The sequence below is a fragment of the Nocardia sp. NPDC058114 genome (genome assembly GCF_042884695.1).
Lineage (GTDB): Bacteria > Actinomycetota > Actinomycetes > Mycobacteriales > Mycobacteriaceae > Nocardia.
Map to the genome: position 1 here is coordinate 637,556 of NZ_JBHVTK010000002.1, position 14,898 is coordinate 652,453.

The following is a 14,898-nucleotide window of genomic DNA, read 5'->3' on the forward strand; positions in this document are numbered from 1 at the left end:
GGTCAGTATCGGCCCCAGATACCACATGATCCTGCCAATCATGAAATTGAGGTCACGAGGATGAAGCAGCGACCGAGCGCCCGTTCACACGAGGCGCGCACGCACCGACAACTCCAGCCCGCCGACGTCCACAATCGTGGCTCGGGGGCTGTTCCGCTGCATATCCTGTCCGATCACCATCCGGGCGCACACGGTCTTCACGACCTGCCGCATCTCCCCGCGCCTCTGCATCTCGCCGGAGACCACGACGCCGCCGCGTGGCGCAAACGCCGGGTCCTCCTCCTCAACGCCACCTACGAGCCGCTCACCGCGCTGTCCGCGCGTCGCGCTGTTGTGCTGCTGATCTGCGCCAAAGCAGATGCCGTTCACGACAATCCCGAAGGACCGGTCCTGCATTCCGCGGGCTCCGAAGTGGCGATTCCGTCCGTCATCCGCCTGCGCACCTACGTGCGGGTGCCCTACCGCGCCCGCGTGCCGATGACCCGCGCCGCGCTCATGCATCGCGACCACTACCGATGCGGGTACTGCGGCGGCAAGGCCGAGACCATCGACCACGTGATCCCCCGCAGTCGCGGCGGCGAGCACTCGTGGGAGAACTGCGTCGCCAGCTGCGCCCCCTGCAATCACCGCAAGGCCGACAAGATGCTGGCCGACCTGGGCTGGCACCTGCGCCACCCGCTGGTCTCGCCCAAGGGCCCGCATTGGCGGTTGCTGTCCACCACCGCCGATCTGGATCCGATCTGGTTGCAGTACCTCGGCGAAGGGGCCGCCTGATAGGCACAGCCGCGCATGGCCGGAACGCAGGCGAGCTACGCCTGACCAGCGCTCGATCGGCTCAGGCGCTCTCGATGACCATCGTCGCCCACGTTCCCGGCTCGAGCGCTTCGAAGATGTGAGGGAGATCGCCCAGGTAGCGGATGTAGTCGCCGGGGCGCATCTCCACGGGCTCGTCCGCCGGGCCCGCCATGGCGCGGCCCGCCGCCAGGACGACATGCTCGACGACGCCCGGGCTGTGCGGATCCGAGCGACGAGTGTGGCCGGGTTCGGCCGCGATGCGGTACACATCACAGCGAGTGTGTGACTGGCCCGCTGCGAGCAATGTCACCCGATAGTCGGCGTCGGCCGAGGGGACGGGTGCGCCCTCGTCGGCGCGAATCACCTGAACGTTGGCCCGCGGCGGATCGAGCAGCCGGGAGAACGGCATTTCGAGGGCGACGCACAGCGCCCACAGGGTTTCCAGGCTGGGGTTGCCGGTGCCCGATTCCAGTTGCGACAGTGTGGATTTCGCGACGCCCGCCCGATGAGCGACCTCGGTGAGCGAGAGGCCGGCGCGGGCGCGCTCACGACGCAGCGCCGCGGCGATCACCGCCTGGGGCGGTCCGACGACGGGGTCCTGCCGGTCCATCTACGCCTCCTGAGGGCTGGCGATACCGCGTTGACTTTACCCACCCCGTGCGTTCAATATAAACAACATGCGTTCGATTTGGCGAACACTCGACCGGAGAACCGTGGCTGCCGTAGCCGCGGCGTGCCTTGCCGTCGGCCTGTTCGGGGTGTCCTATGGCGCGTCGACGATCGCGGCCGGGTTCCCGATGTGGATGCCGATCGTGATGGCGGTCACGGTGCTGGCAGGCGGCTCGGAATTGCTGTTCTTCGGGATCGTCGCGGCCGGCGGTAGTCCGCTGGCGGCGGTGGTGGCCGGACTGCTGCTCAACGCGCGCCACCTGCCGTACGGATTGTCGGCGCCCGAGGTGTTCGGGCGCGGCTGGAAGCGAGCGCTCGGCATCCACGTCCTCAACGACGAGTCCGTCGCCTTCGCCACGGCCCCCGGTGATCAGGAACGCAAACGCGCCGCGTACTGGGCCTGCGGTATCGGCGTCGCACTGTGCTGGCCGCTGGGCGCCACCCTCGGCGCGGCACTGGGTTCGCTCGTACCCGATACCTCGGCGCTCGGCCTGGACGCGGTGTTCCCGGTGATCCTGCTCGCGCTGATCCTGCCCGCCCTGCGCGACCGGGCAACATTGCGGCCGGTACTGGTCGGTGCCGGGTTGGCGGTAGCGGTCGCACCGTTCGTGCCTGCCGGGCTCCCGGTGCTGATCGCCCTGGGCGGACTGGTCTTCGCTCTACGCCCACCGACCCCCACCGGCGAACCGGTGGCGGCATGAACGCGCCGTATCTGCTGCCCGCCATGTTGGCGCTCGCCGTGGGAACCTACGCACTGCGATGGACCGGCCCCGCGATGCGCCATCGGCTGCGGCTGTCCTCCCGGGCAATCCACCTGCTGGACACCGGCGCCCTCATTCTGCTCGCCGCGCTGGTAGCAACAGCCACGCTGCCGACCGGCTCCGGCCACCTCGGCGTCGCCCTACCCGCCGGTGTCGGCGTGGGCGGAGTCCTCGCGTGGCGGCGCGCCCCTCTACTCGTCACCGTGTTGGCAGCAGCCACGACAACGGCTCTGCTACGCCTCGTCGGCGTGCACTGACCGCCGAGCGGCCTCACTGCCAACCACGCTGCGCCACGACGGCACCCTCAGCCCCGCGACCCCTCGAGTGCGGAGTTACCGCGACCCGAGACTCTGATCCGCCCAGCTCAACTGGGCGACAACGGAATCCCGCCACCCAATCGCCGCGCGACAGACCCGTACCGAGCATCCAACCGCAACCACGTCCGAGTAGCCCGCACCCGCACCAGCTCCGACGGCTGAATCCGACGCGACTCCGCCTTCTCCCCCGCATGCGGAATGAAATCCATCGCAGTGAGCGCGAAGACAACGCGCATCGGCACCTGCACCTCGAGATCACCGGTCCCGGTAACCGTAAGAACCGACTGGTCGAGAAGCGACGCGGGCGGCCCTTTGGGACCGCCGTGTTCGCGCGCCACATCCGCGCCACGTTCGGCCAGCTCCACCAGGGTGCGCGCCGGAACGTCATCCACATGCGAGAAGCCGTCGGTCGGCGGAAGGGCACCGCGCCAGGCGGAGTCCATCGAGTAACCGAGGTCGATCGGATGGCCGGTACCCAGTCCCGCGAGCACCGTGTCCGCACCGACGGTGACATCGTCGACACCGAGTTCCGCGGTGATCGTGCGCACCGCCAGCGTCTCGAACCCCGTTGCCACCCACGCGGATACGAGACTGGAACCACGCCGCCGCAATCGGACGACAGCGGCCGGGTCCAGCCGGAGGGCGCGACCGAGGAAGGTGGCCAGGTTTTCGCGTTCGGCCGGGTCGGGCGTGTGGAGCACCCGTTGTTCGGAGGAGCTCACGTAATCAGGCCCGCCACAGTGCCAGGTAGCCGCGCTCGGACTCGCTGAGCCTGCGCAGCCGCTGGGTGTCGATGTCGAACGCGGCGAGCTGGGTGGTCGCGATCACCGCGGGCGGCGAATCGGGAGCCGCGCCGTTGGCCCGCACCTCGTAACCGATGGTGAAATCGACCGCGCGCAATTGCTTGACCCACATGGCGATGTCGAGCGGGGTGTCCTCGTGCCGCAACTGTCCGCGGTACTTCACATGCAGGTCGACCAGCACACACCCCTGCCGCCCCATCGACGCCGTCGGCTTGTCGTCGTCGAACAGCCACGGAATCCGCGCCTCTTCCAGCAGGGTCACCATCCGAGCGTGGTTGACGTGCTGGAACACGTCCATATCCGACCAGCGGATCTCGACCTTCGCGTGAAAACGCTGCGGCAACACCAGCTCCGGTGCGGGCGTGCCGGTGTTGCCGTTCGGCGAACTCGTCACCGTGGTACCTCCGATTGGGCGCCCACCCCGCTCACCATGCTCCGCACCTGTCGCGCGGCAACCGACAGTGTGGCGAGGTCGTGGGTCCCGGACTCGAACAGCTCCGACAGGGCCGCGCGCGCACGGCCCAGCCTGGACTGGTTCTTCGACTCCCAGTATGCAATTTTTTCGTCGGGAGTTTCCTCCGGGTCACCCGCGGACAGCACATCGAGGGTGAGCGAGCGCAACGAACCGTACATGTCGTCGCGCAGAGCGAGCCGGGCCAGCGCGTGCCAGCGATCGCCGCGTTCGAGATGGCTCACCGCCTCGAGCAGCCAGTCGATCTTGAGATGGTCGTTGAGCGCGTAGTACAGGGCGCCCACCTCGGCGCCGTCGCGATCGGTGATGTCGGCGATGTCGACGATGTCGAGCAGCGGGAACAACCCGAGCAGCCCGAACACCTCGGTGGCCAGGTCGGTCGGCGCACCGCGGGCGATCAGCTCGGCGGCGCCCTGGGTGAGGGAGGTGACATGGTGCCCGCGCAACCAGCCCGGCACCTGCGGCGCCAATTCCTGGACCCGGCGGTGATAGCGGTTGATCTCGGCGCCGACCGCGATCGGCTGCGGCCGGTTGCTCAGCAGCCAGCGCGATGCGCGGTCCAGCGTCCGCTTGGATTCCAATTCGAGCAGGTCACAGACTCCGGCGGCCGCGTCGGCGCCGCGGATGCGCGACCACACGTCATGGAGCTGGAAGATCTCGGTGGCCGCGGCGAACGCACGCACCGTATCGGTGGTGGTGGCGCCGACCTCTTCGTTGAGGCGGTGGGCGTAGGTGATGCCGCCGTAGTCGACGACCTCGTTGACGATCATCGTGGTGACGATCTCGCGGCGCAGCCGGTGCTTCTTGATGGCGGCGCCGAACTGCTCCCGCAGCGGCGTCGGGAAGTACAGGGGCAGTTTCCTCGCGAAGTAGGCGCTGTCGGGCAGGTCGGTGTCGAGCAGGTCGGCCTTGAGGCCGAGCTTCACGTGCGCGAGCAGGTTGGCCAGCTCGGGTGAGGCGAGCCCGGCGCCCTCCTCGCCACGGCGAGCCAGCTCGGCGGTCGACGGCAGCGCTTCGAGCTCCCGGTCGAGGCCACGTCGCTGTTCGAGGTCGGCGATCACACGACCGTGCACATTGAGCATCTGGGGCGCGTCGGTGCGGGCGATACCGATCAAGGTGTTCTGATCGACGTTGTCGTGCAACACCATTCGAGCGACCTCGTCGGTCATCGAGGCCAGCAGCGGATTGCGGTCGGCGGGCGCGAGACCGCCCGCGCTGACCACACCGTCGAGCAGGACCTTGATATTGACCTCATGGTCGGAGCAGTCGACGCCCGCGGAGTTGTCGAGTGCGTCGGTGTTCATCTTGCCGCCCGCACGGCAGAACTCGATCCGGCCGAGCGCGGTGGCCCCCAGGTTGCCACCTTCGCCGATCACCTTGACCCGCAATTGGTTTCCGTCGACGCGCACCGCGTCGTTGGACTTGTCACCCACCTCGGCGTTGGATTCGGTGCTCGCCTTCACATAGGTGCCGATGCCGCCGTTCCACAGCAACTGCACCGGTGCGAGCAGGATCGCGCGCACCAACTCCGGCGGCGAGAGCGTCTGCACCGAGTCGGGCAGGCCGAGCGCCGTCCGTGCCTGCGGCGAGATCGGCACCGACTTCACGGTCCGTTCGAACACGCCGCCGCCCTCGCTGATCAGGCTCCGGTCGTAGTCGGCCCACGAGGATCGCGGCAGCGCGAACAAGCGCTCACGTTCGGCGAAGGAGCTCGACGCGTCGGGGTTCGGGTCGAGGAAGATGTGCCGGTGGTCGAACGCGGCGACCAGCCGGATGTGCGGCGAGAGCAGCATGCCGTTGCCGAATACGTCACCGCTCATGTCGCCGACGCCGACCACGGTGAATTCCTGGCTCTGGGTGTCGATGTCCATCTCACGGAAGTGGCGTTTGACCGCTTCCCACGCCCCCTTTGCGGTGATGCCCATCGCCTTGTGGTCGTAGCCCGCCGAGCCGCCCGAGGCGAAGGCGTCGCCGAGCCAGAAGCCGTAGCGGGTGGCCACATCGTTGGCGATATCGGAGAAGCTGGCGGTGCCTTTGTCGGCGGCGACCACCAGGTAGGTGTCGTCGCCGTCGCGGCGGACCACCCGATCGGGCGGCAGCACCGCGCCGGTGGCCAGGTCGACGTTGTCGGTGACGTCGAGCAACCCGGAGATGAAGGTGCGGTAGCAGGCGACGCCCTCGGCGATACTCGCCTGGCGGTCGACGGCCGGGTCACCGATCGGGGCGGGCGGACGCTTCACCACGAAACCGCCCTTGGCGCCGACCGGCACGATCACCGCGTTCTTCACCGCCTGCGCCTTCACCAGCCCGAGGATCTCGGTGCGGAAGTCCTCGAGCCGGTCGGACCAGCGCAGGCCGCCACGCGCTACCGAGCCGAACCGCAGGTGCACGCCCTCGACCCGCGGCGAGTACACGAAGATCTCGAATTGCGGTCGCGGCTTGGGCAATTCGGCGATCTCGCGCGGCTCGACCTTCAGTGCCAGGTAGTCGCGTGGGCGACCTTCGTCGTCGAGAACATAGTTGTTGGTTCGCAGCGTGGCTTTGATCAGGCCGAGGATGGCACGCAGGATGCGGTCGGCGTCCATGCTGACCACCTCGTCGATCCCGGCCCGCACCCGGGTCTCGAGCTCGACGGCGGCCTCGGCGGAGACGATGGCCGGATCGAAGCGGGCGGCGAACAGGTCGACGAAATCGCGCGCGACCTCCGGATGGGCCAGCAGCACACGGGCGATATTGACCTGGGAGTACGGGAATCCGGCCTGCTGCAGGTATTTCGCGTACGCGCGCAGGATCGCGACCGACCGCCACGGCAGGCCGGCACGCAGCACGAGTTCGTTGAGACCGTCGGCTTCGGCCCGGTCGTACCAGACCGCCTCGAAGGCGTCGGTGAACCGGGTACGCAGGGCGTCGAGCTGGCCGGGGGCCTCGAGCAGTGCGGCGTCGAGATCGCCGCCCAGTGCGTTGCGCAGCAGCTCCGGGCGAGCCTGCAAACCGAAATCGTAGATCCAGCGCTCGGTGCCGCCTTCGTGTTCGAGCTGGTAGGGCCGTTCGTCGACCACCTCGACACCCAGGCTCTGCAAGACCGGGAGGACCTGGCTCAGCGAGACACCGGAACCGGCGATGTAGAGGCTGAAGCGCCACGAACCGGGCTCCGCTTCGGGCCTGCGGTAGAGGTGCTGCCTGATGCCGCCTTCGGTGAGTCGCTCGAGACGCACGATGTCGGCCAGCGCGCGGGCGGGCGCGAAGTCCTCTTTGTAGCTTTCGGGCAGCGCCTCCGAATACCGTTTGACCACAGCGGGATCGAGCACGGTAGAGGAGGCGACCGCATCACCGATCCGGTCGTCCCAGGTGTGGCTGGCGGCGTTGAGCAGGCCCTGCAAACGCAGCCGGTTGTCCTCGGAGGTGTCGGGGCCTGCCTCGCCGGTGGCCTCGGCGGGCATCATCACCGTGAAATACACACTGGCGAGCTCACTTTCGCTCACCCGCGCCGAGTAGTCGATATCCACGCCACCGAGTTCGGCGACCAGGATCTCCTGCATCTCCAGGCGTACAGCGGTGGTGTAACGATCGCGCGGCAAATACACCATGCAGGCCACGAAGCGGCCGTAGCCGTCGCTGCGCAGGAAGAGCCGGACCTGCCTGCGCAGGCCGACGCCGAGGACCGCGACGGCGGTGCGGCGCATGGTTTCGGTGTCGGCCGAGAACAGTTCGGTGCGCGGGAACGACTCGATCACCTCGAGCATCGCCTGCCCGGAGAAGGAGTCCTTGTCGAACCCGGCGCCCTCGATCGCGGTCCGCACCCGGCGATTGATCACCGGGATGTCGAGCACGTTCTCGTGCACCGCGCTGACGGTGAACACGCCGATGAACAGGTGCACCCCCACCTCGGCGCCCGTCTCGTCGACATCGGCGACACCGACGAAATACGGGTACACCGAGCGGTGCACTGTCGCGCGCACCAGGCCCTGGGTGAGCAGCAGCAACGGGCGGTCTTCGCCGTTGATGGGCACTTTGAAATCGGTGCCGACATCGGGCCGGAGCACACCCAGGCTCGCACCGGGCACCACGGTCGAGACCGTGTGGCCGTCCTCGACGCCGCGCCGGTAGCGGGCATACCCCAGCAGGGTGAAGTTGCCCGCGGCCAGCCACCGCAGCAGCTGGGCGCAATCGGCCACATCGACAGCGGGGAACGGCGTGGAGCCCTGGGCGGCGGACCGGTCGAGCGCGTCGGCCAGCGAGCTCTGCACCGCGGCCATGGCCTCGGTGTCGTCGATCACCTGGCGGACATCGTCGATCACCTCGGGCATGGTGCGTTCGATGTGATCGAGCTGGGCCCGGCCGGTCGACGGGTGCAGCTGCAGGTGCATCCACGATTCGGTCAGCCCGGTCGCGCCGTGGCCGTCCACCTCGTGCGCCGCGGCGCCGGTGAGGTGGCCTTCCTCGTCGCGGATGACCTCGAAGATCGGGTGGATCACCTCGGAGACACTCACCTGCATCCGGCCCAGCGCCGCGGTGATCGACTCCACCAGCAGCGGCATGTCGTCGGTGACGACCTGCACCGCGGCACCCATCCCGGTCCCGTCGTCGGGATGGTGCACCCGCACGCTGGCCTTACCCGGCATCCGCACGGCGGCCAATTCCATGTGGTGCCGGAAGATCTGGGTGATTCCGGGGATCGGGAAGTCCACGTCACCGGCATCGACGTGTCGGAAATACGCCTCCTCGAGGGTCGCGAGATCGCCGCGCAAGCTCTGCGGCATTCCCGCGGCCCACGCCGCGCTGGAGATTTCCGACGAGACCGTCATCGTTTAGCCCACTCCCATGGATTGTGGTTCGCTTCGATTTCGCAACGCAGGTGACGCATTTTCGAGACTAGCTCCGGGTACTCGAACACGCTGAGGGAATTCGGGCTTGCCGCGCCGGTAACTTGAAGAATGCTGGGTGAACGCCAGGGAGCACCGATCGGCACAACGCCGACGGCCCGGCGGAGCGACCGTTCACAGATCGTTCCACCGGGCCGTCGAGCGGGCCGCGCGTATCAGTCGCGCGTCAGCTTGCGGTGCGTAACACGGTGCGGGCGAGCGGCTTCGGCGCCCAGGCGCTCGATCTTGTTCGCCTCGTACGCCTCGAAGTTGCCCTCGAACCAGTACCACTTGGCGTCATTGTCGCTGTCACCCTCCCACGCCAGGATGTGGGTGCAGGTGCGATCGAGGAACCACCGGTCGTGGGAGATCACGACGGCACAGCCGGGGAACTGATCGAGCGCGTTCTCGAGCGAACTGAGGGTTTCGACGTCGAGGTCGTTGGTCGGTTCGTCGAGCAGGATCAGGTTGCCACCCTCCTTGAGGGTCAGCGCCAGGTTCAGGCGGTTGCGCTCACCACCGGAGAGCACACCCGCCGGCTTCTGCTGGTCCGGCCCCTTGAAGCCGAACGCGCTGACGTAGGCGCGCGAGGGCATCTCCTGGTTGCCGACCTGGATGAAGTCCAGACCTTCGGAGACGACCTGCCAGACGTTCTTCTTCGGGTCGATGCCGCCGCGGTTCTGGTCGACATAGCTCAGCTTGACCGTCTCGCCGACCTTCACCTCACCGCTGTCGGGTGATTCGAGACCGACGATGGTCTTGAACAACGTCGTCTTACCGACACCGTTGGGTCCGATGACGCCGACGATACCGTTGCGCGGCAGCGTGAAGGACAGATCCTTGATGAGCTGACGATCGCCGAAGCCCTTGTCCAGGTTCGACACGTTGACCACGATGTCGCCCAGTCGCGGACCGGCGGGGATCTGGATCTCCTCGAAGTCCAACTTACGGTGCTTCTCGGCCTCGGCCGCCATCTCCTCGTAACGGCCGAGGCGAGCCTTGTTCTTGGCCTGGCGGGCCTTGGCGCCGGACCGCACCCAGGCCAGTTCGTCCTTGAGGCGCTTCTGCAGCTTCTGGTCCTTCTTGCCCTGGACCTCGAGACGCTGCGCCTTCTTCTCCAGGTAGGTGGAGTAGTTGCCCTCGTAGGGGTAGGCACGCCCGCGGTCGAGCTCGAGGATCCACTCGGCGACATTGTCGAGGAAGTACCGGTCGTGGGTGACGGCCAGCACGGCGCCCGGGTAGTCGGCGAGGTGCTTCTCGAGCCAGAGCACACTCTCGGCGTCGAGGTGGTTGGTCGGTTCGTCGAGCAGCAGCAGATCGGGCTTGCTCAGCAGCAACTTGCACAGCGCGACGCGGCGGCGCTCACCACCGGAGAGGTTGGTGACCGGCTCGTCCGGCGGCGGGCAGCGCAGCGCGTCCATGGCCTGCTCGAGCTGGGAGTCGACATCCCAGGCGTCGGCGTGGTCGAGGAACTCCTGGAGCTTGCCCATTTCGTCCATGAGCTCGTCGGAGTAGTCGGTGGCCATCAGTTCAGCGATCTCGTTGAACCGATCCAGCTTGACCTTGACCTCGCCGAGGCCCTCCTCCACGTTGCCGCGGACGGTCTTCTCCTCGTTGAGCGGCGGTTCCTGCTGCAGGATGCCGACCGTGGCGCCCGAGCCGAGGAACGCCTCACCGTTGTTCGGCCGGTCCAGTCCCGCCATGATCTTCAGCACGCTGGATTTACCCGCGCCGTTGGGACCCACCACACCGATCTTGGCGCCGGGAAGGAAGTTCAAGTACACGTCGTCGAGGATGACTTTGTCGCCGTGTGCTTTGCGAACCTTGATCATCTGATAAATGAACTCAGCCATACGCGGAAGCCTATCGGTGGGAGAAACGGGGACGGGATACGGAAGGGTCGAGTGCCGCGGAAACGACCCTCATGCGTCAACCTGCTCGGCACCGTTGGTGCTCGACACCACGTCCGGCGATCGCGCGGGGACAGGATCCGCCACGGTCGTACAGGCTACGGCAACGGCCTCGGTCGACGCATACCCGGTGGCAGCGTCGTCGGCCTTCGGTAGGGCAGCGCCGCGGGCATCGGAAATATTCCGCACCGCGGCATGCGGCAGTGATCGCAGGCCCTCGGACCGGCGAACAACGCTCGCGTGGCAGCGCGCCAGATCGGGCCCGACCGCGACCGCGCGCATCTCGAGGTCCCGCCGCTCGGTTCCGTCCTTGCCGCGGTACTCGTGCGAGCGGAGTTGCCCGTAGGCGATCACCGGGTCGCCGCGATGCAACGATCGATCCACCCCTGCCACCAGCCTGCGCCAGCACGAGACCGTGAGATACAACGTGCCGTTGTCGGTCCACTCCCCCGTTTTGACGTCGAATCGCCGCGAATTACTCGCCATCCGGAACGTGAGCATCTGCTCACCGTTGCTGAGATCGCGCCGCACCGGATGGGTGATGACGGTCCCGATCACCGTCGCGTGTGCCTCGTACATCGTGCTCGCCCCCCGCTCGAATCCACCGTTTTCGCTCTGACCACCCAAGAATGACCTGGCGAACGGGAGTGTGGGGCGCGCGCAGTCGATCTGTGGATGAATCGGGCAGTTGTGGACAACGTCGGTGTCAGAGCACGGGAAGCTCGGTGTTCGCTCCGCACAGCACCACGATCGGCCGTACGCCGGGCTCGGGTGTGTACACACCGCTCTGCACGGCGGCCAGCGCGGCGGCACCTTCGAGCTCGACCACCACGCGGAACTCCCGCCAGAGGTATTCGCGGGCGGCGGCGACCGCGTCGTCGGCCACCGCGATCGCGGGCATCTGGTGCCGCTGGGCGATGTCGAAGGCGATGTCGCCGACCCTGGTCGCGCACAGCAGTTCGGTGGCGCACGAGGCCACGTCGATATCGACCGGCGCGCCCGCCGCGAGTGCCGCCGAGAGCACGGGTATGTGCTCGGATTCGATGCCGACGATCTCCCTGCGCTTGCCCAGTGCCGCCCCGAGGCCCGCGATCAGCCCGCCGCCGCCGACCGCGGCCAGCACCGGCGGCCTGCCGCGCACCTGTTCTTCCAGCTCGAGCCCGATGACGCCGGCGCCCGCCACCACGGCGGGCATGTCGTAGGCATGCAGATGGTCGGCCCCGCGCTCGGCGGCCAGGGTGAGCGCCCGGCGTTGCGCCTCGGCGTACGTCGTTCCGTGCCAGAGCACTTCGGCGCCGTGCGCCCACATCGCGGCCACCTTGGTGTGCGGCGCGGATTCCGGCACGACAACCGTGCATTCCTTGCCGAGCTGTGCCGCGGCCAGCGCCACCGCGATGCCCGCGTTGCCCGCCGAGGCGACAACCACGTGATCGGCGCCGCTGCCTGCCGACAACAGGGCGTTGAGCGCGCCACGCACCGTGAATGTGCCGCCGTGCTGCAGGAATTCCATTTTCAGTGACACCGGCACCGGCCCGTTCGGCCCGTCCACACTCGTGTGGAACACCGGTGTCTTGCGTACCCGCCCGGTCAGCCGCCGCCGCGCCGCCCGCACATCGGTGCGCAGCACCCGCTCCGGTTCGGCCCGCTCGGTCGATTCGCTCGACGGCACACCGAATCCGCTCACCGGCGGACCTCGCCGTCACGCCGCGCCAGCTCGGCGTACATCGCGTTGTAGGCGGTCAGGTCGGCGTCGTTGTCGCGATCGGCGGCCCGGTCGGTGCGCTTGGCCAGCTTGGTGTCGCTGCGTGACCACTGGATCAGCAGGGCGAGCATCACCACCACCAGCGGCACCTCACCGCTGGCCCAGGCGAAACTGCCGCCGTTACGCTGGTCGGCGAGCAGGTCGATGTTCCAGCCGAGGTCGAGGGTGCGATAGAACCAGTCGCCCAGCACGGTGGTCATGCTCATCAGCGCGATGCCGAAGAACGCGTGGAACGGCAGCGTGCCGAACACCATCGCGAGCTTGGTCAGCGGCGCGACCTCGCGCGGCTTGGGATCGATGCCGATCACCACCCAGTAGAACAGGTAGCCGCTGAGCAGGAAGTGCGTGTTCATCATCAGGTGGGCGGCGTGCGAGTCGACGTAGGTGTCGAAGATTCCGCCCAGATACAGCGCGTAGAACCCGGCGACGAAGATCAGCGACGCCACCACCGGCTGGGTGAGGAACCGCGAGACCGGGTTGTGCACGGCCGCCAGAATCCACTCGCGCGGCCCCGGCACACCACCGCGGCCCGCGGGCGGGAGCGCGCGCAATGCCAGGGTCACCGCGCCGCCGAGGGCGAGCAGGATCGGCGCCAGCATCGACAACGCCATGTGCGCGCCCATGTGCACGCTGAACATCGCCGGTGCGTAGCGCCCGACCCCCGACGACGTGGCCAGCAACAGCACCAGACAGCCACTGCACCAGGCGATGGTCCGCCCGATCGGCCAGGCATCGCCGCGCTTGCGCAGCCGGTGGACGCCGAGCAGATACAGCGCGGCGAGCACGATCGCCAGGGTTCCGAAGATCAGGTCGAAGCGCCAGTCGAACAGCAGGCGACTCACCGTCGGCGGGCCAGCGAGGGTGTAGCCCAGCTCCACTTCGACCGGCGTCGGCACCGTGGTCGGCGGCGGTGGCGGGGTGCGGCCGAGGCCGACTGCCAGGCCGATGGTCGCCGCGAAGATCAGCATCTCCACGCCGGCGAAACGGATGAGCGCGCCGCGGTCGCGCGAGTCGGCGGCCAGTGCGGGCAGCGCGGCCCGGCGCTGCAGGTAGCCGATGGCGCCCAGCACCAGCAGCGCGGCCGCTTTCGCGAGCACCAGCCTGCCGTACGTAGTGGTGAACAGGTCCGAAACGGGCACCCGCACCCAGGCATTCACGACGCCGCTGAGGCCGATCACCACGATCGAGATGGTCGCGGCCACCGAGAACCGGCGGGCGGCGATATCGGTGTTCGCGCCGCCACGCATCGCGTGCGCCAGCACCGCGATCAGCCCGCCGACCCAGACCGAGGCCGACACCATGTGCAGGATCAGGGAGTTGGTCGCCACGTCGTGGGAGCCACCGGAGGACGAGTGCCCGGTCAGCGCCAGCGGCATCATGGTCACCAACGCGCCTGCCAGCAGCACCGGCGTCCAGCCCCAGCGCAACGCGCACCGGCAGCCGATCGCCACGATCAGCGCGAACAACACTGTTGTCCGCCAGGCACCCGCCACCTCGACCTGCGTGATCACCGGCCACAGCACTTCGGGTCGCCAGATGGCACTCACCGGCTGACCGGTCGTATCCGACACGGTCAACGGCACCAGCAGCGCCGCGCTCGCGGCCCACACCAGCGCGGCGTCGGAGGCGCGGCGCACCGCCCGATAACCGCCGACCTCGAGCAGCCCGCCGTCGCGCGGGGGCAGCAGGAACGCCGCGAACAACAGAGAGCCGACGGTCATCGCGGCGGCCAGATCGGCCACCGCGCGCAACGCGGGCAATCCATATGTTGTCAACGCCCCCGGATCGGGTATACCGAGCAAACTGAGCGCATGCGCCGCCGACAACCCGACCACCATGGCCGCGACAACCGCGGCGATACACCCGGCCACAACGCTGAGTACACCGAACGGCGCCGCCGGACCCGTATCCGCCGACGGTCCGCCGTCGACGGCGGGTCCAGCGGTGGGGTCCTGCGATAACGACATGACAACGAGGGTAGTTCGACGTGCCCGGCGACGCCCCGAGGGGGCGCTCACCCGAGCCTGCGCTCGACGATCCGGTCGGTCGCTATACTTTTCGAGCTGGACAGCGTGGCCGACTTCGGCCAAGGTTGATGCGACTGCCTCCGTAGCTCAGTTGGATAGAGCAAGGGCCTTCTAATCCCTAGGTCGCAGGTTCGATTCCTGCCGGGGGCGCAACCCTCCACCTGCGTTTCCGCAGGTGGAGGGCTTGTTTTAGCGTCGCAGGTTCGATCCACTCGGGAACCGTAACGTCGTTCAACCCACACTTTCACCGCAAATGCGTAGGTTTACCACTTCCTGGCACGAGCCGTCAGCAGACAAGAACCCGCGTCGACACGGGTGCCAGCACGGCTCGATATCGCCGCGCTCCTGCGGCCAGCTCAATAGCGCGGTTACCGTCCTGGCCTGCGCAGCAGCGATACGTTCACCTTCCGCACCACGACGTACCCACCACCGAAGGACGCCGTGATCCCCGCCATACACCGCGGCGTCGAGAATTTCTTCGACCTCGGAAACGCGGGCACTACGCCAGTTGCTTGCGGTA

General features: G+C 68.0%; 11 protein-coding genes and 1 tRNA gene. 4 read left to right on the plus strand and 8 right to left on the minus strand.

Annotation, left to right across the window (positions count from 1 at the left end):
- Positions 1 to 60 precede the first annotated feature (60 nt).
- Entirely contained in the window at positions 61 to 774 is a 714-nt protein-coding gene (locus ACFVVI_RS11500; protein ID WP_378629923.1) for an HNH endonuclease, read from the plus strand.
- A gap of 61 nt (positions 775 to 835) precedes the next feature.
- Here the strand turns inward: ACFVVI_RS11500 and ACFVVI_RS11505 are convergent, their stop codons facing one another.
- Entirely contained in the window at positions 836 to 1,405 is a 570-nt protein-coding gene (locus ACFVVI_RS11505; RefSeq protein ID WP_101464034.1) for a helix-turn-helix domain-containing protein, read from the minus strand.
- Between the two features lie 67 nt (positions 1,406 to 1,472).
- Here ACFVVI_RS11505 and ACFVVI_RS11510 point away from each other — a divergent pair, with 67 nt between their 5' ends.
- Together ACFVVI_RS11510 and ACFVVI_RS11515 are read left to right on the plus strand one after the other, a co-directional pair.
- The gene (locus tag ACFVVI_RS11510; protein ID WP_378995562.1) at positions 1,473 to 2,165 is read left to right on the plus strand and encodes an AzlC family ABC transporter permease; all 693 of its coding nucleotides are present in this window, start codon (positions 1,473 to 1,475) and stop codon (positions 2,163 to 2,165) included.
- Complete coding sequence (locus ACFVVI_RS11515; protein WP_387445198.1) at positions 2,162 to 2,482, plus strand: AzlD domain-containing protein; 321 nt, start codon at positions 2,162 to 2,164, stop codon at positions 2,480 to 2,482. The genes ACFVVI_RS11510 and ACFVVI_RS11515 overlap by 4 nt, the downstream gene beginning before the upstream one ends.
- Positions 2,483 to 2,589: 107 nt before the next feature.
- On the opposite strand, the gene ACFVVI_RS11520 is transcribed toward ACFVVI_RS11515, so the two are convergent.
- The 7 genes from ACFVVI_RS11520 to ACFVVI_RS11550 all read right to left on the minus strand — a co-directional run bounded on the left by ACFVVI_RS11520 (position 2,590) and on the right by ACFVVI_RS11550 (position 14,318).
- A complete protein-coding gene (locus tag ACFVVI_RS11520; RefSeq protein ID WP_378995558.1) occupies positions 2,590 to 3,264 on the minus strand; it encodes a hypothetical protein in 675 nt (224 codons plus the stop codon).
- Between the two features lie 4 nt (positions 3,265 to 3,268).
- Positions 3,269 to 3,694 (minus strand): acyl-CoA thioesterase, encoded by a 426-nt coding sequence (locus ACFVVI_RS11525; RefSeq protein WP_378995642.1) that lies wholly within the window; start codon positions 3,692 to 3,694, stop codon positions 3,269 to 3,271.
- Between the two features lie 41 nt (positions 3,695 to 3,735).
- Positions 3,736 to 8,622: an NAD-glutamate dehydrogenase gene (locus ACFVVI_RS11530; RefSeq protein ID WP_387445199.1), complete on the minus strand. Its 4,887-nt coding sequence runs from the start codon at positions 8,620 to 8,622 to the stop codon at positions 3,736 to 3,738.
- A gap of 233 nt (positions 8,623 to 8,855) precedes the next feature.
- Positions 8,856 to 10,532 (minus strand): energy-dependent translational throttle protein EttA, encoded by a 1,677-nt coding sequence (ettA, locus tag ACFVVI_RS11535; protein WP_378995554.1) that lies wholly within the window; start codon positions 10,530 to 10,532, stop codon positions 8,856 to 8,858.
- Between the two features lie 69 nt (positions 10,533 to 10,601).
- Complete coding sequence (locus ACFVVI_RS11540) at positions 10,602 to 11,168, minus strand: single-stranded DNA-binding protein (protein WP_378995551.1); 567 nt, start codon at positions 11,166 to 11,168, stop codon at positions 10,602 to 10,604.
- A 127-nt stretch (positions 11,169 to 11,295) separates the two neighbouring features.
- Entirely contained in the window at positions 11,296 to 12,273 is a 978-nt protein-coding gene (locus ACFVVI_RS11545; protein ID WP_387445200.1) for a serine/threonine dehydratase, read from the minus strand.
- Entirely contained in the window at positions 12,270 to 14,318 is a 2,049-nt protein-coding gene (locus ACFVVI_RS11550) for a cytochrome c oxidase assembly protein (RefSeq protein ID WP_378995547.1), read from the minus strand. The genes ACFVVI_RS11545 and ACFVVI_RS11550 overlap by 4 nt, the downstream gene beginning before the upstream one ends.
- A gap of 136 nt (positions 14,319 to 14,454) precedes the next feature.
- Between ACFVVI_RS11550 and ACFVVI_RS11555 the strand changes: the two genes are divergently transcribed.
- Positions 14,455 to 14,528, plus strand: a tRNA-Arg gene (locus tag ACFVVI_RS11555).
- Positions 14,529 to 14,898: the final 370 nt, after the last annotated feature.

What these genes read in the sequence shown, in the direction of transcription:
- ACFVVI_RS11500 (WP_378629923.1), top strand. Translation starts at nt 61, where the DNA reads ATGAAGCAGCGACCGAGCGCCCGTTCACACGAGGCGCGCACGCACCGA.
- ACFVVI_RS11505 (WP_101464034.1), bottom strand. Translation starts at nt 1,405, where the DNA reads ATGGACCGGCAGGACCCCGTCGTCGGACCGCCCCAGGCGGTGATCGCC.
- ACFVVI_RS11510 (WP_378995562.1), top strand. Translation starts at nt 1,473, where the DNA reads ATGCGTTCGATTTGGCGAACACTCGACCGGAGAACCGTGGCTGCCGTA.
- ACFVVI_RS11515 (WP_387445198.1), top strand. Translation starts at nt 2,162, where the DNA reads ATGAACGCGCCGTATCTGCTGCCCGCCATGTTGGCGCTCGCCGTGGGA.
- ACFVVI_RS11530 (WP_387445199.1), bottom strand. Translation starts at nt 8,622, where the DNA reads ATGACGGTCTCGTCGGAAATCTCCAGCGCGGCGTGGGCCGCGGGAATG.
- ettA (WP_378995554.1), bottom strand. Translation starts at nt 10,532, where the DNA reads ATGGCTGAGTTCATTTATCAGATGATCAAGGTTCGCAAAGCACACGGC.
- ACFVVI_RS11540 (WP_378995551.1), bottom strand. Translation starts at nt 11,168, where the DNA reads ATGTACGAGGCACACGCGACGGTGATCGGGACCGTCATCACCCATCCG.
- ACFVVI_RS11550 (WP_378995547.1), bottom strand. Translation starts at nt 14,318, where the DNA reads ATGTCGTTATCGCAGGACCCCACCGCTGGACCCGCCGTCGACGGCGGA.